Annotated in this window: 2 protein-coding genes; both read left to right on the plus strand. The window is 69.3% G+C overall.

The window, feature by feature from the left end; translation table 11 throughout:
* Positions 1-4: 4 nt before the first annotated feature.
* Positions 5-21,187 carry a hypothetical protein gene (locus tag QWU11_RS44390; RefSeq protein WP_290120626.1) on the plus strand — a complete coding sequence of 7,061 codons (21,183 nt, stop codon included), beginning with the start codon at positions 5-7 and terminating at the stop codon, positions 21,185-21,187.
* On the plus strand, positions 21,184-24,060 hold the full coding sequence (locus QWU11_RS44395; protein ID WP_290120627.1) for a toxin glutamine deamidase domain-containing protein: 2,877 nt from the start codon (positions 21,184-21,186) through the stop codon (positions 24,058-24,060). Before QWU11_RS44390 ends, QWU11_RS44395 begins: the two co-directional genes overlap by 4 nt.
* The last annotated feature ends 20 nt before the right edge of the window (positions 24,061-24,080 follow it).

The following is a 24,080-nucleotide window of genomic DNA, read 5'->3' on the forward strand; positions in this document are numbered from 1 at the left end:
TCACATGGCTCTGGAGGTGCCCGAACGGGTACGGGGGCTGTTTCTCGTCCTGACCGGCGAGAAGTGGCCGTCGGTCAATGAGGATTCGTTGCGGCAGGCCGCTGAGGCCTGGGGCATCGCCAGTGATCGTGTGAAGAATGAGGCCGCTCCGTATCTGCTGCGGGTGGTTCAGGAGATCAGGGAGAATTTCACGGGGAAGTCGGCGATCAAGTTCGCCGAGGCGATGGGCCCGTATGTGGCGGAGCCGCCGTATTATCTGCCGCAGTCGGCGGAGCAGTTCGCGCAGTTGCAGAAGTTCCTGGACGAAGCCGCCACGCAGGTGGAGTACGTCAAGATCATTGCGATTGAGGAGATCGTGCTGCTGATCGCCCAGATCGCCTGGGCGATCGCGGCGGCGTACTACACGGCGGGGGCCAGCATGGTGTGGGCGGCCGGTCGCATCGCCATCGTGCGGTTTTTGCTGCAACGGCTGTGGGGACGGTTGATCCTGCAGTTCGTGATGGCCGAGCTGTTCGGGATCGCGTTCCAGGTCGCTTTGGACGTGTTGACTCAGGCGGTTCAGTTCGCCAAGGGCACCCGGACCAAGTGGGACACCAATTCCACGATCATGGCGGTCGAGGTCGGTGCGATGGGCGGGGCCCTGTCGGTGCCGTTCTCGATAATCGCCCACTGGGCCTCAACCGGGCTGACCAAGTTGTTCTCCAAGATCTTGGGGGCCAAGTTCAGCGTGTCGGAGTTGACGCCGTTCGTGGTGCGGGCGGTCAACGAGGCAGCCCAAAAATTCGGGCACACGCCGCTGACGGCCATCGAGAAGAACACCACCGGCGACATCGCCGAACACATCGTCGACAACCTGGTCAAGAAAGCGGACACGCCGCTGCGGGTCCGGATCGCCCAGGTCGGCATCCCGGTGCTGGTCGAGTTGGCCGAAGAGGGCCTGCACGAGGCCATCACCGAAGGCCTGGTGATGCAGGCCAACGGCCAGGGCTTCTCCTTCAACCCCTACTCCTTCACCTCCGGCCTGGCCGGTGGTGTGGCCGGCAAGATCGGCCACGAAGCCGCCGCCCTCACCGTCGGCCCCCACCCCCCGGCCCACGGCCCCGCCAACCTCCCCCACGACACCAAAACCGACGGCATCGACCACAGCACGGACGACGCTACGGACGACGACACGCTGCCGCTGCTCCCCAAGAGCCCGGCCGGGCTGGGTTCGTTCTCACAGAGCACGCTCGTCGATCCCTCCCAGACTCCGGCGCGCCGCGACGGCGCCCCCGGCGACGGCAAGCGCGCCGACGATGACTCGCCGGCCTTCCTGCCGTCGAGCCGAAGCTCCAGCTCCACATCGTTCGAAACGGACAGCCGGACGGACAGCCAGATCGATGGCGGGAGCACGACGTCCAGCTTCACGACCGAGCCGACCGGCACACCCAGAGACGGTGTGGTGCAGTCGGGTTCGGGGACCGGGCCGGCGGTTCTGCCCAAGAACGTGACGAGGTCCATGTCCGAGACCGCCCCACCGATCGTTTCAAGGCAGGGCCAGGGCGCTTCACCGTCGACCACCACCCCGGGCTCGCGCCCGCCGGCCACGAGCGGGGGTTCCCCCCGTACCGCGTCGTCCACCTCGCTGCCCTCTTCACAGGGCCGCACGAACACCGACCCCGTTCCGTCGGAAACGACGCCGACCCGATCGGCCGGCCGGGACACCGGGAAGCCGAACGAGCCGGTCGTGCAGGCGAAGGCGGGTGCCGACATCCCCCGGTCCGCCTCCGAGCCGGACGTCACGCGGAACGGCAGGACCACACCGGCCACCGGCTCCACAAGCGAGACTCCGGCGGCCCGAGGCTCCGCGAACCGGCCGCGCGAAGCCTCGTCCACCTCCGACGCTCCCCGCCGCGACGACAGCCGGTCGGCCACGACCACGCCAGAGACCACGACCCCACCCAAGACCACGACCACATCCACGTCCACGTCCACGTCCACGTCCACGTCGGGCGGTACGACGTCGGCGAAGGAAGCGGCGATCACCGAGCAGGCCACCTCGGCGACGAACCAGAACCCCGCGAACCAGAACACGGACTCCGGCGCCAAGAGCAGCCCGGTCACCAAGCCTCCGGCCGGTCCGAGTACCACGGGGACCGGGGCGGACATGAACCCGTTCCGTAACGGGACCGCGACCAGGATCGCCACCGAGAAGCAGAGCGTGGTGAAGGCCGCCGACCGGGCCGCGGCGGCGGCCCAGAAGGCCGAGAGCCCGCAGGAGTCGGGGCCGGTGGCCGGGGAGGAATGGAGCCAGTACTGCCTCACCATGGTCGAGGGGCTGACCCGCCAGCTGATCCCCGGCGGGATCCGTACGAAGCGCGCGCAAGAGGACATCGGGATCAACGCCGGCACGGGAGGGCTCCGCCGTTACCTGGGACTGCCGCGTGAGATGTGGGCGGCGGTCGGCGGCCATGACTGGGACACCCTGATCCGCACGGTGGAAGCCGCCGACGTGGGCACGGCCGCGTTCGTGATGATCGGCCGGCCCAGCGATGTCGGCCACGCCGTGGTGCTCTACCACTCCAGCGACGACGGTGTCGTCCTGGTCGACCCGACCAGCCCCGGCAAGTACACCATCGACCGGGTCACCGCCACGAGCTCACCGGACGAGGCCCTCGGCGAGCACGGGAACACCGCCGAGGCGGCGCGGAAGCGGCTCGCCGGCGGCCGGTATTCGCTGGCCGACGCTCGCGTGCTGATCGCCACTCGCGACGGCCGGGCCATCACGCCCGCACCGGCCCCGAGCACGGCCGCCCGAACCCTCCTCGACCCCTCCTATCCCACCACCGGCAGCGCGAAGAGGCGGCGGGGAGGCCGCGGGAAACCGTTCGACGCCCCCGGTTCCGGCGGACGTCCTGATTCCGGCGCGGGGGATGTCGGCGACGGCTTCCTGCCGTTCCAGGTGAAGCCGGCGACCAAGGTCGACTACGGCCTCAGAACCGGCGGCGTGAAGATCACCGCGCGAGACGCGACAACAGGTGAGGCGGTCGATCTCTCCTCGATCCTGCGGGGTCTCGGCCTGCGGTTCCGCCCGGTCGGCGACGTGACGCTTCCCGCGACCGGGGGCGGCAAGGCGATCACGACACTCCGGACGACCCTGGACGGCGAGTCGACGACCGACAGTTCGCTGACCGAGACGCCGGCCGAAAGCTCGGACCCGCTGTCCAGCACCGTTTGGTCGTCGAGTACCGGCGACACCAAGTCCACCGGTGGGCGGGGGCTGAGCAGGGAAGAGCGGAAGAAGCTCGGGCAGGAGGCCCAGCAGCGCCGGAACGACGCGGCGTCGACCCGGAAGCACACGGACGAGACGGCGAGCACGGCGGCCCGGGACCGTACGGCGGATCCGGTGGCCACGCCGGCGGCAAGCGCGGACGTGCTGTCCAGCACCGTCTGGTCGTCGAGTGGCGACGACGCCAGGCCCGCCGGCGTGCGGGAGCTGGCCAGTGAGGAACGCAAGGCGCTCGGGGAGGAGGCCCAGAAGCGCCGCGAGGCGGCGCGGGCACGTGCGCGCACGGACGAGGCGTCGCCGCCTCCCAGCCAGAGGCTCGGTTCCGGCAGGGACGCGAGGCTACCGGGGCTGAGCAAGGGGGAGCTCAAGGGCGCCAAGGCACGCTGGCAGGCGGCGACGGAGGCGGCCGACCCAGGTCCAGCCCCCGCCGACCGTGCTCAGGCGACGGACCTGGACCGTGGCTTCAACGGCGTGCCCATGACCCTCGATGAGGTGCGACACGCGGAGCTCGCCGCGAAGGCGGCGGAGACCCCGGACCCGTGGCGGACTCCCGGCGAGAAGCTCGGCACCGGCGAGGGCCCCGGGATCAAGGGACTCAGCGAGAGCGAGGTCAACCGCCTCAAGGCCAAGCTCCGGCGAAGCTCGGCGGGCGCCAGGCGGGTCCGGCGGATGCGCCCGTCCGAGGCGGCACTGCGCACCCGCACGCTGGGCAGCGGGTGGCACCGAGGCAGCCAGGGCCTGCTCAGAGGCCGAGGCATCGAGGGCCTTTCCCTGGCCGACCACACCGATGCCGCCGATCGCCGGAGCGCGTGGCAGAAGGACCCGAAGGCGGCGAACGACGGCCCCGCCGCCAGACCACCGCGCCGTACGGGCAAGGGCACCGGCAACGATCCGGTCACCATCGACGACATACGCGCGGACGACGGGCCGGCCGGCGATCGGGGATCCTCGGAGCCGGGCCCTGGCGGGTTCACCGAGACGAGAAACGCCAACGGTACGGTCACCCTGGTCGAGTCGCCGAGGCCGGAGACCCCGCCGTCCCGTACGAGCCCCGATCCGGCGAGCCCGGACGCCGCGCACACGGAGACCCGGACCGAGGACCCCGGCAGTGGACCCGCCCGTGCGGAGTCCCTCCCGCAGGAGACGATCTCCGAGGCGCCGGTTCCCGAGTCCGGCCGGGAGACGCCCGACCGGAGCGACGTCGCCGACCCCGATCCTGGCCCGACGGTGCCCGAGTCGAAGGCACCTGGGACGACCGAACCGGCCGTGCCTCATCTCGAACTTGACCGGACCGCCCTCGACCAGGCGCGCAGCGGACTCGAGAAGCTGCCGGAGTCCCGGTACGACCAGGTCGACGGCGAGGCCCGGGCGATCATCGAGGACGTGACCGGCCACGTTCCGGCGAATGACGCCGGACCCGCGACGCTGCCGGACGAGGCACGGGACCTGGTCGCGTTCACGATTCTCCGTTCCGGGCACGGCGCCGCGATGGACCTGGTGCAGACGCTGCTGGGCCTGTCGCATGCGGCCGGACCTGTGCCGGCGACCGACCGGGTGGTGTCGGCGGCGGTCGAGGCGGAGATCGATCTCGACCGCGCCCGCATCACCCTCGATCTGCTGAACGATGACGAACACGTGTGGGCAACGAAGGCGATGCAGCAGGTCGTCGGCGACCTGACCGGTCAAATCCCGTCCGAGCGTGACCTCGGCGGGTACCCCTCGCCGGTCGACCGGGTGGGGATCCTGGTGGCCGCCGAGATCGCGCGGGCCGCCGGGCCGGCCGACCACGCGGCCGACCACGCGGCCGACCACGCGGCCGACCGTGCGGCCGACCGTGCGGCCGACCGTGCGGCGGCTCACGCGGCCGGCCATGCGCTCGCACGCGAGCTCGCCCCCATTCTCCGTGACCCGGTCCTCGACCTCCGTCCTGACCTGACGTCCCGCCTCACTCCCGACGACCGCCGGGTGACCGATGCCGTCGCCACGCTGCGGATGGTCAGGCGCTTCCCGGAGCAGTACGCCCGCATCGGTCACGAGGCAGGGGTGATCGTCGAACGTCTGACGGGGTACACGCCCTCCAGGACGGCCGACGATCGACATGAGCAGTGGCTCGGGCTCGTGTGGATGGTGGCGGCGACCGAGATCGTGTGGTCCGGGCATCGGGCCGCGGAGAACGCCGTGCGTGACATCGTCCGCCTTCCGCGCCTGGGGACGGACGACCCGCTGCCCAGCTGGACGGCGGAGTTCGCCGACGCCGCACGTACGGACGTGGGGCGAGCACGTACGACGCTCGAGGTGCGGTCCAGCGGCACGGCGAGCGGGCTCAGGGACGCGGCGCGGGACATCCTCGATGCTCGGGGTGAGCTCTCCTCGGACGAGGGCTCCGTGCGGGACATGGAGACGGAACGGGAACTGGTCGCCGCCGAGATCGCCCGCTATGGACCCCTGGCCGGCGAGGAGCTCGCGGAGTACCTCGCTGCCGATCCGCTCCGCCGGGACCAGGAGAGCCCGGACGAGGAGAGCCCGGCCCTCACGAGCGAGAGCCGTACGGAGACGCCCGACCCCTCGAAGGCAGAGGAGGATGCACCGGCCGAGCAGAGCACGCCGGACCGGGAGTCCGAAGAGACGGCACTGGATACGCAGGCCGATCAGGCGACGCCGGCGTTGACGTCCGACCAGTCCCTGCCGATGCCGATCGAGGACATGCTCGCCGACACTCACGTCGGCGTGACGCTCGACGGCCGGCCGGCGGCGATCTGGCTGCCGGGGGCACCCGACGAGATGCTGGGCCCCGACGCCATCGAGCAGCTGGGCGCCCTGGTGCCGCCGCAGACCGTGTTCGTGCTCGGCGCGGAACGCGACGGCAAGGTGATGGTCGGTGACCGGCCGGTCTCGGTGGAGGCACTGCACGCCACCATCGCCGCGAAGGCCCCCGGTCTGCAGCCGTTCCTGCTGATTCCCGGCGCTTCGACGCTGGCGGAGCCGCTGGCGCGGCTGTTCGACGGGCCGGTGCTCGCGGCCCCGGACGTCATGCGGTTCGAACCGGGGAAGACCCGCCTGTCGTTCAGCGGGCACGGCCGGGACGGGGATCCGGCGGAAGAGGCGTACCGGCTGTACGAGCCCGGCGATCCGCAGGGCCTGCCGATCGCCACGTCGCTGACCGTCGACGGCGAACGGCAGCACGAGATGGCCGATTCGGGCGGGGTACCGACGATCCGGGTCGAGGAACCGTCGCGGCCGGGGACGCCGGACCTCCCGCAGGCGGAGCACTCGGCGCTGAACGGCACCGGCCTGTCGACCACCTCGTATCCCGGGCGATCATCACTGCGTGGTGTCTACTCCGGAACGTTCATCCCGGACGACAAGCCGCCGCCCCTGCCGCTGCCCCCCGGCGCGCCCGTGCTGGTGCCCGCCCCCGAGATCAATGCCATGGCGCGTTCGGTCGGCGTGCCCCGCGCCGGCCTGCCGTACATGCGAGAACTGCTCGCCGGCATCCAGTGGGAGATGTTCGCTCGGGGCAAGACGTTCTCCGACAAGGACAAGTCCGACCTGGTGCAGCGGCTGCTGGCCAATTTCCCCTATCTCCTCGGCAACAGCCGGAACGACAACACCAGCGGGTTGATGGTGCCGCTCGGGTCGATGGAATTTCTGATCACCTTCGACCCCCAGGATCCGCACAAGGTCAACCGCAATCCGGCCGGCTCGTACATCGCGCCGTCGACGCTGCCGGCTCCCGACGGTGAGTTCTCCGCCGTCGACACCATCAACGCCGTCTACCAGACGGGCGCGCACACACAGACCATGAGCGGGCAGGCCGGCGCGACGCGCGGCAGGCTCGCGGCGACGTTCGGGATCGGCGTGCCCCTGACCCCGCTGAACGTCGTGGGCGTCGGCGCGGCCCTCTCCGGCACCACCAACCAGTCGAGCCTGAGCGCGACCCATGTCGCGGACGCCGAACGCGGGAAGGTGGAGGACGCCCGGATCCAGGCGCATCTCATTGCGTATCCGAAGGTGAACATCTCCTTCAAGGCCCGCGAGCAGCAGAAGGGCCGGCCGGCGCAGCCGTGGCAAGACATCGCACCCACCTCCATCCCCGAGTCGGGCAAAGAGGCCCTGCTGCTGTGGCTGGCCGACCCGTACACGAGGGAGGCCGCGCCGCGTACGGTCACCGCGATCGGGGACGAGATGAGGGCGTGGAAGCACAAGCAGCCGCGGAACTACCACGCCTCGGGCATGACCAACATCCCGCAGCTGTTCGACGAGATCATTGGCGCGCTGGAGGCGAAGGGGCTCGTCCTGGAGTCCGGCGGCGTGACCCGCGAGACGCTGCTGCAGAAGCTGTGGAACCTCAACACCCACCTCGATGACGTGGTCAACGAGGACCGCGGCTATGAGTTCAACCTCCCGGACGCGAGGGGCCGAACGGTCGCGACGGTGAACCTCCACGGCGAGCGGATCGGTGCGAACACGCTGGTCGGCGCGATGAGCGACAAGGTGCACCTGGAAGACGTCCGGACGGCGATCGACGGCTCGAGCGGCGGCCACACGCTGAGCCAGTCCAGTTCCCTGTCCTTCCCGAGCGTGGAGTTCGACACCACGCCGCTGCCGGTCGGGGACGGGGTGGGGATCAACGCCGGTCTGTCCATGTCCTACACCTCCTCGAACTCCGACTCGGTCTCCGCCAACCGCGTCGGACTGTGGGTCCTGGTGCCGCGCTACACGGGCCGCACGGCCGCGTACGAGACCACCTTCGGGCTCCGCGCCACGGTCAACGTGCGCGGCGGCCGGGGGAACCTGCCGGGGCGGACGCGCGGGGTCTACAGCCGCACGCTGCTACGGATGCCGGTGAAGGACGCGTTCGCGCACGGGTTCCCGGTCGACCGGGACGCGTTGAAGAACCCGCCGCCCGGCGACAGGGTCCGGTACGCGCCGGACATGGTGAAGGACACCGGACGCCGGCCGACCGACCCGCCGACGAAGTCGGTCCCTCTGCACGTGAAGGAGGGCAAGGGCATCGGCATGGGCCTGGTCAGGGTGGCGGACGACACCGTCACCGACATCGGCAACGCGATCGTCCGCGAGGTGAGCGGACGCGGCTTCCTGCCCGAAGACCCGAACAACCACTTCGCGGGCCATCGCCGGTTCAGCCACGAGAACGAGCTGCTCAGCCGGCTGGACAACTGGGATCTGCTGAAGAAGATGGTCTCCCTTCAGGGCCTGGACTCGCATTACGACCAGATCCACCAGGACGGGATGACCTTCACGCTCCGGAAGAGGACCGGCATCGCCGGGACCGACCTCGACGTCGACTCGGTCAAGATCACGATCAAGGCCGAGAAGAGCGCCGAGCCGGACTACCTCCGGACCACCAGCGAATACCACACGGTCAACCTGGCGATGGGCATGAACATCACCGGCCAGTCGACCAGCCACTCCCGCAGCCTGTCCGTCGGTGTGTCGCTGAGAGGTTTCTACAGTTACCTCAGGGGCGCCGCCATGGGGCTGACGTTCCAGAAGACCGTCGGCGCCGCCGACTCGGTGAGCTTCCTCAACAACCGCCCGGAACTGCTGGAGTTCCCCGGCGAGGTCGACGAGTTCAAGCTGACCAGCGACTACATGGTCACGTTCGAATACCAGCACTCCGGGTTGCAGGGAAGGATCCGCAAGGGCCGCCGCAATCCGCCGCAGGTGTTCCGTCTGCAGAACCAGCCGGCCGTGGCGCATCTGCTGGAGCTGGGGACCATGGACCAGCGCGGGCCGAAAACGGAGGGCCAGGCGGAGAAGGATCTGCTCGACCAGGGATTGGTCTACTTCGTCGACACCTCGGGTCTCGGGGACGCGGCGAGCCGGGTGCTGACGGACCTCGTCGGCCCGGCCGAGACGGCGGATTCGGGCATCAGCACGTTCACCAACCAGATCTCGGTGCGGGCCCATCTGCGCGAGATCCTCCAGGGGGAGTACACCACCAACCGGCTCTTCGACACCGGCTTCCTCCGCGACACCTTCGCCGGGCTGGACATCTCCGGGGCGCTCCGCGATGTGCGGTTCAGCGGCTCGACCAGGGAGAAGTTTGTCAAGGGCGACATCAAGCTGCTGCTCTCGGAGAACAGCCTCACCGACAACAACTCCTTCGGGCTCACCTGGGACCAGCTCGACATCGCGGTTGGCGGCGTCGCGGGGGTCGCAGGCCTGAGCGGTGAGGGCGACGTCAACCGGCACTGGCAGTGGAACACCTCGAAGTCGCGCGGACGCACCGGCGGCAAGGAGCTGATCCAGCTCGACTTCAACCACGCGTACGCCTTCACCGGCCAGGTGGACTTCACGGTGAGCGGCCGGCAGGAGAAACAGGCGAAGCTCCTGCCGACCAGTTCACGGCACGGTGTCGATCGGGAGGTGTACGGGCGCACGACGATGTTCCTGCTGTCGGAGCCCGAAGCCCTGAGACGGTACGCGCAGGGCCACGTGCCGATCTCCGACGACCAGCTCGACCACGCCATGAACCGCTGGGTGGACACCCTGATCGCTCCGGCCCGTGACGACGGGCTGGTGCTGAGCAACGACGTCGTCGCCGGCATCCTTACGCGCTGGATGACGGAGCGGGGCGCCAACGAGACGATCGGGCAACGGATCCTCGGCTTCGCGCACGTCCTGGTGGACACGCACCGGAAGGGCGTGTCGCCGGTGACGAACCGCGACACCCGCGACGAGTTCGACAACGCCTTCTTCGCACACCGGGTGAGCCTGGGCGCGCCGCACGATCCGTTCGTCCACATCGAGACGCCCAAGGACCTGCAAGGCTGGGTGCGGGGCGAGGCGGACCTCCCCGCCGGGCGGCTGAGCGCGGCCATGAGCGACTGGAAGGCCGGCCGGCTCAGGTTGGGCGGCGACATGGTGGCCCAGATCCTGGTGCGCTGGACGGGTACCTACGTGCCGACCGCCGAGCAGGCGCAACTCGCCCGCCTCCTGCGCGAGTTGCACATCAAGGGCGGGCTGCCGATCCGGGACCCTCGTAACAGGGAGTCGTTCGACCAGCATTTCGGGATGGGTCCTGCGGGTCCGTTGCCGGAGCCGAAGACGCCGCTCCAGGATATGAAGCTGCCGGAGTACCTGACCCGCGACGATCCGGGCGGCCGGATGCTGGGGCACAGCGGCGTCCAGACCTACACGCACGACAACGAGCGGACCACCTACGACATCGTCCGGGAGCAGATCGAGCAGGTGGCGCCCGGCATACTGGCCGCGCGGGCACAGATCTGGAGCCGGGCGGGCAGGCTGCTCGGCGAGACGCACGGCAGCGTCGACGCGCTCCAGGCGATGCTGGCGAAGGGCCGGGACATCGGCCTGTTCGAAGAGTTGCTCTCCACCAACGGCCAGTCGTTCTATCTGGTCAATCCGGTCGGCTGGCTGCTGGCGGACGTGGTGGAGGTCAACCTGTCCAGCGTCCTCACCTCGCAGCCGAAGATCGAGGAGTTCGTCCCGAGCACCGGCATCGAGGTCTATTCGCACGGCTACTACAGCTCGTCGGTCGGGACCTCCAGGAACGCCTCGCAGGCGGCGACGTTCGGAAAGCTCAACGTCGGCGGCGCGCAGCCCACCACCGGGGCGGCCGGCGGGGGGCTGAAGGTCGCCGAGGGACACAACCGGGGGACCACCCGCGCGGAGCAGGGGGTAACCGAGCAGACCGTCTACGACTGGTCCGGGCACTACCTGACGAGCTTCAGCGACGAGCTGACGGTGAAGGTGCGGCGCCTGAAGATGTCCGGCCGCCCGCTGAACAACCTGCTGCTGAACATGTTCGACGGCCTCACCCACCACGGCCGGACCACGAGCGTCACGGTGCCCGGCAAGCTGGTGCTGCAGGTGCCGCGCGGGATCACCGAGTCCGGCGTGTCGCACGGCCCGTCGACGCCTCGCAACTTCGTCCCGCTGCCGAAGCTGCCGGGCAACTCCTTCATCGCCGGCACCCTGCTGGACGACACGTTGCCGATCGCGCAGAAGATGCTCGCCAAGGTGTTCGAACCCAGCCTGGTCGAGAAGGCGTTCGGCGCGAAGACCGGTGATCGCGGCACCCGCTCGAGCCTGTCACTCCCCGTGCTGACCTCGCGCCTGCACCTGACCAACCATCTGCGGGAGGCGACGGGCGGTGACACCTACACGGTGGCGCAAGGGCTCGTGCTGCCCGGCAGCTCGGACACGCGGGCCGACCTCCACCTCAAGGGCGCGCTGTACGACCTCGAGGTGATCGCTCCCATCAAGAACGGCACCGGTACCGGGCGTTACAACAAGCACCAGAGTGGCACCACGACGTCCGCCAGCACCAACCAGGTCCGACTCGAAGCCGACTACAACCTGGACGTCCACGGTCAGATCGGGCAGAACCAGGAACAGCCGCGCACGTGGGACCTCGGCACGTCCGGTAGCCGTGTCACCTCGATGAACCAGAACAGCGCCGGCACCGAGAACTACCGCAGGGAACAGCACGCGAAGGAACAGGGCCCGGTCTATCTCGTTCGCTTCCGGTTCCGCGGGCGGCTGAGCGCCCGCAAGGTCGAGCACAGCCTCTTCCGCAAGCCGAAGCTCAAGGGCACCTACCGCAGCGATCCGATCACCGGCGACGTGTACGCCGAGCTGTTCCAAGCCGAGATCGACGAGTTGCGCGCGCGGCTGGAAGAGAAGATCGCGGAGGCCACGCCGGAGCCGGACCTCTGGCCGGCGATGGACGACGCACCGTCGTTCGACCTCGCCACGCTGCTGACCGACGCGGCGAAGGACCGCTACGACGCACAGCGGGCGTACCAGAGCGTGGCGCGCGACATCCGCGAACAGGTCGGCACCGACCGGCCGATCGTGATCCAGGCCGACGAGGCCGCCCTCACCGACGCGACATACCGGGCGCTGCTGCCGTGGGCGGTGGAGACCATGGTCCCCATGCGCGACGTCGCGTTGCGACAGAACCGCGGAGATCTGCGGGGGAGGTCCTGGGACTACGCGCGGGAGCTGGACGAATACCAGCGCTACGAACAGCGGGTTCACGAGCAGTGGGTCCGTGAACAGCGATTGGTCGAGCAGCGGCGTCGTGGGCGTCGGCTGCGGAAGCCGCCTCCGCCCAGCGAGCAGCAAGGTTTTGAGCTGCAACGTCTTGACCAGCGTCGGGAGCCGCCGCCTCGCGAGCGGACTCGGCAAGGGGCGCCGTATCTCAGCCCGACCACGCGCTCGGCGGCCGAGGTCAACGAGCTGATCCGGGCTGTCGGGCAGATGCACGGTATGCGCGCCGACAACCCGCTGGGCACCCCGCCGCCGCTGCCCGGCGCGGCCTCGGTACTCGGCCGGGACCCGGTACACCTCGCCCGCGACGTGGCGCACGCGCTGGACACGCACGTGCGCGTCGACGTCCGCCGGGCCGACGGCACCCAGCTGCGAAGGTGGATCGACCCCGACGGCGAGGTACATGCCTTCGACCCGTCCCGCAACTGGGTCGACGAGCACAACCGGCTGCACGTCGCCGACGAGTCCGGCGAACATCTCTTCACCGTGAACCTCGCGTATGACAACGGGCTGCTGTCGACGTGGTACCGCGACGAGGCCCACGCCTTCAGTATCAGCACCGCGGAGCTGGGCGGCCTCTACCAGTCCGCGATGACCGACCAGCAGACGTTCGAGCAGGCCGTCGCCGAGGAGATCCGCATCCGCCGGTCAGAGCTGGCGGTACTGCACCCTGGGCTTCCCGATCTGGTGCGCGGGGCTTTCGACACCTACGAGTTCTGGCGGGGTGAGGTCGCCTGGCGCCACGCGCGCATCGCGGCCCTGCGAGACGGGACAGCGCAGATCGCTGCGGACCAGGGGCCCCGACGGCCCCCCGCGCCCGCCGAACACGAGAGCCGGTGGGACGAACGGGGCGACGCGGAGCTCGCCGCGGCGATGGCGTACACGGACGACCAGGATCGGGTGAACGAGGCCACGCGGATCCTCCGCGACCTGCAGAAGTTTCTCCGCCCGGACGCCCGAGGCGCCGGGCGTTGGCAGGACGGGGACGCGGCGCCGGTCGCCGCGCTGCTGGATCAGCTGACGGAGCCACTGCGGCTGGCCCAGAGGACGCGGCTGAACCGTGCGCAGCGGAGCTGGTCCGACAGCACGGCCTGGTCGGTGCAGCAGTTGGAGAGGGATCTCCTGGGCGCGGGCACGGGCTCTCTCTCGCTCGTCACGCTCCCTCTCGGCGGCGGCTTCCTGGTGGCGCTGGCCGAGGGTGGCGAGGTCAGGTGGTTCGAGTATCCGTCGGGCCGGCCTGTGGAACGGCCGACGAGCATCACGCGCTCACTGGACCTGGCCGGCGACGGGAGCGTGCTCACCCGGGCTCCGGACGGGAGCGTGCGCCTGGCCGGCGAGCTGCCGGAGCTGACTCTCGATTCGCACTTCCTCCGTGAGTTCCGCGCACGCGTGGCCGCCGTCGCTCCGCTACGGAGCGCACCGCGTACCCGGACTGCCCGGACTGCCCGGACCACTGTCCAGTTCGGCCCGCGGGCGCGCAGCCAGGACGATCGGCACACCCACTCCGAGGACGATTTTCCCGCACCCTCGGATCCTCGGCCGCCGAGGCGGATCTCTCAGCGGCAGCCGGGCGCTTTGATCCAGACGAGGCACCTTCCGTCAGTGGTGCGCCCACCCGCCCCTCGCAACGATCTTTCGCTCACCGAGGCGTACCTGCGCGTCGACGACGAGGGTCGAGCCGACCTACGCCCGTACGACAGGGACGATTTCGCCCAGATGCGCATAGAGCCGGTGGCGGACTACGCGGCGATCCTCTGGCAGGAAATGGGCGGGCCGAACCGGGAGGTGACGATCAACGACATCGTCGGCGGCGGTTGGCCCCATGCACTCGACTTCTTCATGACACCCGACCGGTTCCAGGGACTTCCCGCCCGGGCGGTTCAGGCTCTCGACCGATCGCCGACCCACATCCCTCACATGGCGTTCAAGCTGCCGGACGTACTGGCGGTGGACACCCGGATCTGGTTCTCCGTCCGCGGAACCACCGGATCCGCCGTCGTCCTGCCCGGCGGGCGAGCACGCGTGTACGTCGTCGGGGAGGGCGTCCGGGAGACCACGTTGAGGGACCTGCGGGCCAGGCTCGGCGATTCAGCGGACCTTGTGATCGCCGAACCGGTGGTGCCGGCGGTCGTGTTCCCCTTCCACTCCGCGCCGTCCGAGCTGCGGCTCGACCAGGCGCACGTGTACTTGAACCGACAGAGCCTCAAGGTCGGGGTGGGCATCGCCGGGCTGGACGTCCGCGAGTGGTCCGACGAGGGGCCACTCGCGGAGTACGCCTTGATCTTTCGGCTCACCGGTTTCGCACCCGGCGACTCGGTGTCGAACGTCACGGTCGCCGAGGTCGTCTCGGACATCGAAGGCGCGATGCGCTTCCTCCGGCTGGACCGCAGCGTGCCCCTGATCCGCCGCGCCTTTCAGTTCCTGCGCGACCACCCGGCCCGTGACGTCGAACTCGTCGAGGACGCTCAGGACTTCCCGGAGAACCTGCCCCCCGGGGCCTGGCTCCTGGTATCCAGTGGAGGCTACTCCGGAGCCGCTGTGGCGCTGACCGATGGAAACCTCAACATCTACGCCCCGGACATCAACCTCACGGGCGTACTGCAGCAACGGCACGTCAACCGGTTGACCCAGCGGCCGTTCACGTACGTCATCGCCCGGCCGCATGAGCCTGCGCGCTTGAGCCCGCTCCCAGGGCACGGCGGCCGGTTCGACGAGATCGGGTCTCCTACCGGGTTGGAGCCCGAACCGGCGTTCGATCCGGATGACACGTCCGTCTGGACGGACACGCCGATGCCCGCCGACCCGCACCTGTACCGGCGCGGAAGCGAGCGCCGTATCAGCGAGCCGAACCTGGAGGAGGAGGCCTGGCGGGTCGACGGCTCGTTCCGAGAGTTCGCCCCCATCTCGTGGGTCACGCAGGGCGGGTCGGGGGACGGGACCACGGCAGTCGATGTGGTGGAAGCCGACGTATGGGGCGCCGTACTGTACTTCGAGCTGGCAAGGCGGTCGGCGCGAACTGAGGACACGGTCCGCGCGTACTTCGAGTCCGAGGACCCGGAACGTATCGTCCAAGAGACCCACAGCCTGCCATTGGACCTCCCGTCGAGCACCTGGGTCTGGTTCACTGGCAGCCAACGGACCGGAGCCGTGTACGTCCGGCCGGACGGGCGCTACCGGCATCTCGTGCCCGGTGGCGGAGTGACGTTCCTCGCACGCGATCGCGGGCTGAATCTGCTCGGCCCCGGCCCCCACACGTTCGTGATCGCCCGGCCGGCCGCCTCGGATCAGGTAACTCAAGTGGACCAGCCCTCGCCGGCGGACCGCAGAGTCTCCCTGGCGCTTGAACCGGTGCGCGTGTTCCGCCTCCCCGAGGAGGTACCGGTCGGGCTGCGGATCAGCCAGGCCCATCTGTACGAGAACCTGGACGGCAGCCACGGTGTCGGCCGCGGGGGACTGCCCGCAGAGAACTGGCGTGACATGGGAGCGATGGGCACTTCCGCCCTGATCCACTGGCTCCTGAACCTCAGGCACGGGTACGAGCCGGAGCCGGAGGTCACGGTCGCTCAGATCGTCACCACGCCGACCGAGCTCGGAACCGGATTCGGATTCGGCCTGTCGCTGGCGGTGGAGTTCGCGAGGATGGACCCCAGGCTGCCCGAGGCCACCCGGGTCGACCGGCATCTGAACCATCACACCCTCCGCGTCGTCTGGCAGACCAGCAGGTTGCCGGAAGGACTGCCCAGGAACACGCTGATCTGGGGCTCCGGCGGCGGGCTGAGCCTGGCTGCCATCGCGTTGGGCGGCGGGTATTTCCACACTTACACTCTGGGTGAGCCGAACACCGCCGTGCTGTCGGAAACTCGGCTACGCGACATGACCCGGCAGGCGTCGTACACCTTCGTGGTCGCCGTACTACCTGATGACGCGGAGGAGTACTTCGGGTCCGGCCCGGCGGAGGAGATCCCGGCCCCGTTGCCGGAGTCGCGGCAGATCTCCGACGGTACGGGTGGTCGCGCGATCTCCGATGTGCCGTTCTCCCCACCCGGCTCGGACGAGGCAGGGTCGCAGGACGCCCCGTCGCGGTCGGCCGGGCCGCAGGAGGTCTCCGGGGGTGGGGATGACGTCGTGGCCTCGGACACGCCGCCCCGCCCGCCCGGCCTGGGCGAGACGACGTCGCGGGGGACTCCGTCGCCGTCGACCGTGTCGCGCCCGGCCTCCCACGTCGCGGGCGGGGGCGTGGTCGGGGAGATGACCCCGCCGACCCTCTCCGGCGAGAACGCGCCGAACCGCAGGGCGCTCGACCAACTGCTCGCGCGCCACGGGATGAGGACCGTCAACGTCCCCGGAGACGGCGACTGCTTCCACCACAGCCTGTGGGTCATCGCCCGTCCGTACCTGTCCCGGCTCCTACGGCTTGCCCCCACAGCGGGGGCCTCGGAGAACGTGCAGGCAATGCGACGATTCCTGGCCGAACGGCTGAACGCCGACCTGCAACTGGCGGAGCATGGAGAGGAACTCTCGACGCGGTACGCCCCGTACTTCGTGCCCGAGGGCGTCTCGTTGCCCGACCGGAGGAGAGTGCTGGTCCAGCAGCTGCTGACCATGAACGAATGGGACCATGACGCGGGCGAGCAGGTCGCGATGCTGGCCGCGCAAGAGTTGGGCCTGCCCCTCACCCTGATCCAGTACGGGCAGCGGAACATCGACCTGGGTCCGCCCGGCGGCGCCCGGATCTATTTCGTCCGCGAGCGCGACCACTTCCTCGGTATCGAGACGATCGACGACGCGGTCCCGTCGATCCCGTGGGACGACATCAGGCCGGCGGTGACCTCGACGGTGCAGGAGGCCCGCGACCGAGCGCGGCATGAGGTCGACGCGGCGCAGACGGAATTCGAACGCGACCTGAGCGCCCTGGACCAAGCCTGGCGGAACTCGCCGGGGGGCAGGACGAACACGGCCGTGATCGACCCCCAGATCGTGGCGGACGTGGGCCGCACGCAGGTCGACCTCGCCTTGAGTGACCCGCACCCGGATCACTCGCCGTTCCAACGTCCTCAACGGCGGATCGACGCCATCCGGTTCGTGGCCGGGACGGTCAGAGAGGCGACCCAGCGCCAGTACGAGCTGTCCTCGTTCCTCTGGCTCACACACGGCCGGCCGCCGGAGACCCAGATCAGGGAAATCGAGGTCGACCCCGGTCTCACCCCGGCGCTGGCATCCCTCAGGGAAACGCTGGAATCCCTGGGGCCGGCCGATCGCGACCCGATGCCCGACTGGGTGGCCACGACTCTGCGAACATGGACCGGACGGCCCGCCCAGATCACCGACAGGCTGCGGACGGACCTGGCGGCGGGCACGTACGTCTGGTTCTCCGGTCGCGGCATCACCGGCGCCGGCGTCTTCCAGCACGACGGGACCTTCAGGCGTGTCCTCGGCGTCGCCGACCCTGACCGACCGGTGGAGGAGCTTCTCAACCAGCAGCTGACCTACGTGGTCGCCGAGCCGGGCGAGCAAGGTGCGTCTTCCGCTCGCGCCGTCGGCAGCGCTCTGGACACGATCCGCGAAGCCCAGGAAGGTCTGCCGGACGACGGGGACGCAAAGGACCAGGACCCGGCCGGACACGACGACGAGCGGGCGCTCACGGATGACTCCCCGTCGTCGGGGGACATCGAATCGGAGACCGGCCGTTTGATGGGCGCCGTGACCGCCTTCTGGGACACCTTCGAGGACATGAACGCGGACGAGGGGGACAGGCAGGCGTACCTGGCCATCTGGGACCGCGCCTCAGCCCTCATCGAGACGGCCCAGACCCACAGCTCCACCTTGGGGCGCCAGCAGTGGATCAACGAGATGCGGCGGGCGACCGCACAGGTCCAGGAGCTCACCCGGAACCGCCAGAGCAGCCAGGCCGGGCCCTCGGACACGGGACACGAGGACATACAGGCGGCGCGGTCGGTCCAGGAGACCTGGGGGGCGGCGGACCGACCGAAGGGCGCCGGGCTCGGGTTCGAGGCCGAGGCTCGTGTCATCGTCCGGCCACGGGAGGGCGTCGGCAGGGAGAGCCTGCGGCAGTTCCGGATCGACGCGCGCGACGGGAGCTTCTCCGTCGTACTCGACAGCGGGTCGTACCTCTGGGCCACCGATGGGACCGCCTACATGACCCGGGACGCGTTGAATCAGGACGGAAAGGTCCTCGCCGAGCGGAAGCAGGAGAAGGTCCTAGAGATCGTCACCGCGCCCATCATGGTCGTTCCTGGCGATATCGGCCGGGCGGACGGCGACCACGTCCTCGCGAGGTTCGATGAGCTGGTCGACAGCATGCAGAACTCCAACGGCTGGCAGAGCATTGAGACGCTCTTCCCCGAAGAAGGGTTCGCGTACTCCGACGAGGCGCGGGGGGCCACCGTATGGTCCAATCCCGGCGGCGTGTCGTTCGATTTCCTGACCCATTTCACCGCGGGTGTTCCGATCACCCGGATGCATGAGTTCCTGAGCAGAGTCCGCGACGAGACGAGCCCGGGCCTCGACGCGCGGAACCATCTCGCGGACGGCCTGAACTTCGGCGATGAGGTCGCCGCCGAGTACACCGGACAACGGATCCCGTCCTACGCGGTGCATCTGCTGGCCGATCATGAGGATGTCAGTGCGCTGCGCGGCTTCTTGTCGCTGGTGTACGCGCAGGTGGCCCCGATCGTTCAGGGTAAGCCGAAGAAGCACATCGCGTTGAAGGCGCGTGCGGCGGCGGCGTCACGTACGTCACTGGCCGGTATCCGCGCGACGTTGCCGGAGCCGGTCCGGGAGTTCCTGGAGAACGCGGCGGCCGACATCGAGCGACGGCTCGTCGACCGGATGGGACAGCGCAGACCCAAACTCCAGGGCACTGACCCGCTCAGCCTCCGAAACCTCGACGAGACCGAACACACCGTCCGCGAGTACCTGAACACGGCGCTGCTGCCGGGCCAGCCGTCGATCAATCAGGATCAGGCACTCGGCGTGGACACCCACTTCGACGAGCCCGACACCAACAGGGGCCGGCTGGAGCTTCCCCTCGTCCTGGTCGAACTGCGCAGACTCGGCGGGGAGTTCGAGCACCGTCAGACGCTGGAGGGCCTGCGGGACCAGTACACGATGGTCACCGCGATGGCGAGGCGCGCGCACGACGACGCCCTCACGGTCGCGAGGGCGTCGCGTACGGCGGGATCCTCGGCGGCCATCACGGCCGCGGACCTGGCCATGTTCGGCGAGACGAGCGCCGACTGGGTGCGGGACGTCGGATCGGTGCTGGCCACGGCATGGCGTCTGGATCCCGTCCTGTTCGGCGCGGTGGACGCGGACTCGGTCGTCACGGCGGCGCAGGTGGAGCGGATCGTGCGCGCGACATCCGCCGTACTCCGCGGGGACGGCTCGCAAGCGGAGGTGCTCACCGATGAGTTGGCGACGGTCCGCGACGGTCTGGCCGAGCTCGCGCTCTTCGGCGCGGACGTCGAAGAGGAGATGGCGGCGGCGCTGCAGGCGGCCGAGAACGTCATCACCCGGCTGGGCGGGACAGCGTCCTCCGCCCACTCGAGCTCGCCGGCCGATCGTGGCGGTATCCGCGCGGTGGAAGGTGTCACGCCGCCCGTCGACAACGGCAAGGGCAAGGGCAAGGGCGCGGAGCTCTGGCACTCGCTCGAACGGCTGGCGACGAGGGAATCCTCCGCGTACGACTGGTACGACGTCAGCGAGACGGGCACGATCCGGCTCTACGACGAGGATGATCGGGAACTCTCTCCTGACTCGTGGGTGCGGTCCGGCGACGACTTCGTCCACATGGCGACCAGGATGACCCTGCGTGGCGCGGACGGCCGGATCAAGCCGATCGCCGAGGAGACGTACCAGGAACTGCTCGGCGATGAGACGCTGGTGCCGCACGTGCTGTGGGCCGACGAGTCCTACGTCTATCTGATGCCAGAGTCCGGCGGGCCGGTGGTGGGGCTGCCGCTCAACGTCGCCGAGTCCCACCACAGTGACCACCGCAGCGACCCTCATAGCGACCGGGACAGCGGCCGGGGCGTGTTCGAGGGCGTGGGCGAGCAGGTGTCGTCGTCGCCGGGCTCGGGGAGGTCTGGGACGAAAAGGTCGGCCGGCTCCAACTCGTCTGAGCGGTCGAGCGGGGGCCCGGCCGACGATGCGTCGGTGGCGCCTCTGGTCCGGTCCGCATATCAGATGTGGCCCGGTGATACGGCCGCGGCATCCGTCGGGCGGCTGGAAGAGGCTCTCGTCGAGGCGGGTCCGGGTTCGATCTCACTGGTCATCGCTCAGCCCGCCGGCGAGGACCGGCTGGTGGCGGCCAACCTGGACGGCCAGGTCACGTGGATGGAGTATCCGTCCGGCCGGTCTGCGGGCCGGCCGCTGCACACGATGGCACTGTCGCTCGATCTGGGCCCGGACGCGAGGCTGCTCAACCCGGCCGATGGGCTGGCGCAGCTGGATCCCGGTCATTCCGTCTTCCGGCTCTTCCAGCGGATCCACGCCTCTCTCACCGACTTCGTCGGGCAAGGACCCGGCCGCGCGTCGTCGGTCGGCTCTACGACCGCGGCGACAGCATCCACATCCACGTCGCGAGAGGTGCGTGGACCGGCGGAGCACCTGACAGGTGGCTTCGCGAGCGATTCCGATAGCAGCTCGGGGGGCGGCATCGCCCGGCGCGTCTATCAGGTGCTGACCGGCCCACAGCGTGAGCCCGGAGCCATCTCACCGGACGAGTCCGTCTCACTGGACGAACCGGTCTCACTGGAGGAGGACCGCGACTGGCACAAGTCCTCCTACAGCGACGCGTTCTGCGTAGAGGTCACAGAGCCGTACCGGAACACTAAAAGGGCCGATCGATCGTGAAATCCTTCACCGAGCGTCCGTGCCCGGCCGCGTGGCGAACCTCCACCCACAGCACCGGCGCGGGTTCTCCCGCCTGCCTCCAGGTCGCCTTGGGGCAGATGGTCGACAATGTTTTCACGGTCACCCCTGTGGCCACGACGGGGCCCGCCGCCCGGCGCATGCCTCCGGCCATCCTGCCGGATCGCCTGGTCACCAAGGCCGACACTTTCGACGTCGCGGATCTCGCCCGGCTGACCCCGGAAATGCTGCGGCCCTCCGCCGAGCGGCTCATCGTGGTCGGGCCGGCCGAGGTGGATGACGTCCGGGCCGCCGTCGAGCGGCTCGGCATCAGGGTGATCGCGCGGGTCGACCGGGCGCGGATCGGCTCGGGCCGGCGTGGGGGGTCGCCTTGGATGAGTTTCTCGCCGGACGGCGGCCGGCCCAAGGTGGTCGAGGTGCGGGGTCAGTTCAAGCCGATGTCGCCGGACTCGAGACAGGCCGTGCCCGAGCAGCTGTCCGAAGACGTGTTCTCCAGCAGTCATCCCATGCTCGGTGACGTCAATCCCGGCCGGGTCAACGGCGGTGGACACCTCACCAACTGTGTGCTCGCCGCCATCGCCACCGATCTCACCTTGGAAGAGCAGGGGGATGCCGGCGACGGAATGGGGCATTTCGCGGCGCCTCCGGAGATGCCGTGGGTACGGGAGAATCTGAGCAGGTACCGCGGCAGGGATCCGGTCGAGGTGGCCGGCTACCACGCGATCGTCAACGCCGTACTCGCCGCCGGCGTGGGCGCGCGCGGCATCGTGGTGGTCAGCGTGGGCGGCAGGAGGTTCGACCACGCTTTCAACGTCGTCCACGACGATCGCAACGGCGTGGTGTTCCTCGACGGCCAGACCGGGCGCCAGGCCGAGCTGCCCGCCGGCTTCCAGAGCCTGCAGTTCCTGCCTACCAGCCACGGCTTTCCCCGTGACACCATCGCCGTCAGTGTGGTGCCGGGCCCGCGTAATGACCTCCTCGCAGGTTCGGGGCCGGAGTTCGAGCGTTTCTGGCAGGTCACGCTGCCGACTCAGAACGGCGCAGGCGTGTCGAGCCGTCGGAAGAGGCCTCTTGCCGAACATCCGGGGCTTGGTATCCGCATCGAAGTAGAGCAGAAGCTCTATTTTCGCGGGGCGGACGGCAAGTTCTACCTGAATCAGGAAACGGCCGCAGGCGCGGGAGTTCACGAAGGTAACTGGGAGGTGGCGGCCATCATCGAAGATGTCGCCGGCCCGCTGCAGACGCTGGCTGAGGAAACCGGCTATCCGCCCGTCGACCCGATCTTCGACGAGACCCGGCGGACCGAGGACGAGCTGCAACTCCGTGTTGGTCGGAGTGGAGCCTCACCGGTCCCGCTGGGCGAGATCTTCCGCCCTGGGGACGGCTATGTGCTGACGGACCTGGGCCGCGAGTCATCGATCGGTCCACCTGCCATCGGCGAGTGGGGAGGCGTGCACGTCCACCACTCCCACGGTGTCCCGCTCGCGGGGCTGGCCGAGGTCCTGGACCACGTACGAGCGGGATCGTATCCGGAGCGGGCGACGGGCGCGGTGAACCGCGATGCGATGGCGGACGGTCACAGGTTCGGCCAGGACCTGGCCGGCGAGTTCGTTCGCTGGTGGGCGGACAAAGAGCAGCGGCAACTGGCACCGGACCTGGACGCGAACGCGCTCGCCATGCGGTTCTCGGTCGTCCCGAAGGTCAGAGCGCTCTGGGGTGTCGCCGCGCTCGCCTACTCCCACGCGGCGAGCATGGCGAACTCCCACTTCACCGAAGGCAACGTCAAGCGGAACTTCGATGTGATCTCCCGGAACGAGCTTTCCGACATTCTGGATAGGCTCGAACCGGACGTCCGTGACTACCTGGACTCGAACAACCGTTACGTTCTCGACAGTTTCCGCGAGCACTACGAAGCCAGGAACCCTCGCTGGCGAGATCATTACGAAGATCCGAATTATTCGGATCCGGACGATCCAATGGATGGTTCGCGGGAGCAGGTGGATATTCTCAGCCTGCGGCTCCCGTTGCTGGATATCGAGACCATCGAAGATTATCTTTGTTATGCCCTATTGCAGGATTTCGATACTGACATCAAGCATGCCGAAGCGCTCAAGGCGACCACTCTGAGAAGCCTCGACGATCACCTCGGGGCGCTGATCGTCCCCCAGGCGGTGATCGAGATCCGGCATTTCGGAGCCGAGCGTGTCGACGTCGAGACGGCCCGGCGGCAGCACAAGGAGCTGGCCGAGATGGCACGCCGCGAATACGCCAAGGTCGTGGAATGGGAGTCCTCTCCACAACAGTCGGCGGCACACCTGGAAGGCCTTTGGCGTTCGGTCCTGCCACCCCAGTACGATGCCCACCACGGGCCGGGACAGGTGCCGCCGCCGCTGGCGGGCCCGCCGATGGACCGTCTTCCCTCCTTCGGCACCGGGTTCGGGAACGTGCCGGCGCCATGGGCGGTGCCACCGCCCTCGGCGATGGAGACTCCACCGGTCGGCGGCCTTCCTTCCTTCACCAGCATCTTCGGGGACGTGCCAGAACGGCGGCAGGCCGAGACCGCCGTACGCTACGGGGTCCAGCTCGCCGTCGGGCACAGCGGCCTGCTCGACGCGGTCCTGGAGTCGGTGGCGCTCCTGGGTGGCGACGCGCCGATGATGCGGAGGACGGCCGAAGAGTTCGCCCGGCGTCAGGGCAGGCTCGACGATCCCGCGCAGGTCGCGTTCGCTCTGCGGTTGACGATCGAGATCATCACTCCGGACGGACGGGTCGCGACCCTCGGCGGGGCAGGAGGGCCGCGCGTGGTCATCGCCCAATCCCGATCAGGAGGGTACCTCGCCTCCCGCCCCATGTGACGGTCCGGCGACGCTCGTAC

This window comes from Actinomadura sp. DC4 (assembly GCF_030406325.1).
In the GTDB taxonomy this organism is placed as follows: Bacteria; Actinomycetota; Actinomycetes; order Streptosporangiales; family Streptosporangiaceae; genus Actinoallomurus.

Bases quoted from the DNA above. Each gene is read 5' to 3' on its own strand.
- QWU11_RS44390 (WP_290120626.1), top strand. From the start codon at position 5: ATGGCTCTGGAGGTGCCCGAACGGGTACGGGGGCTGTTTCTCGTCCTG.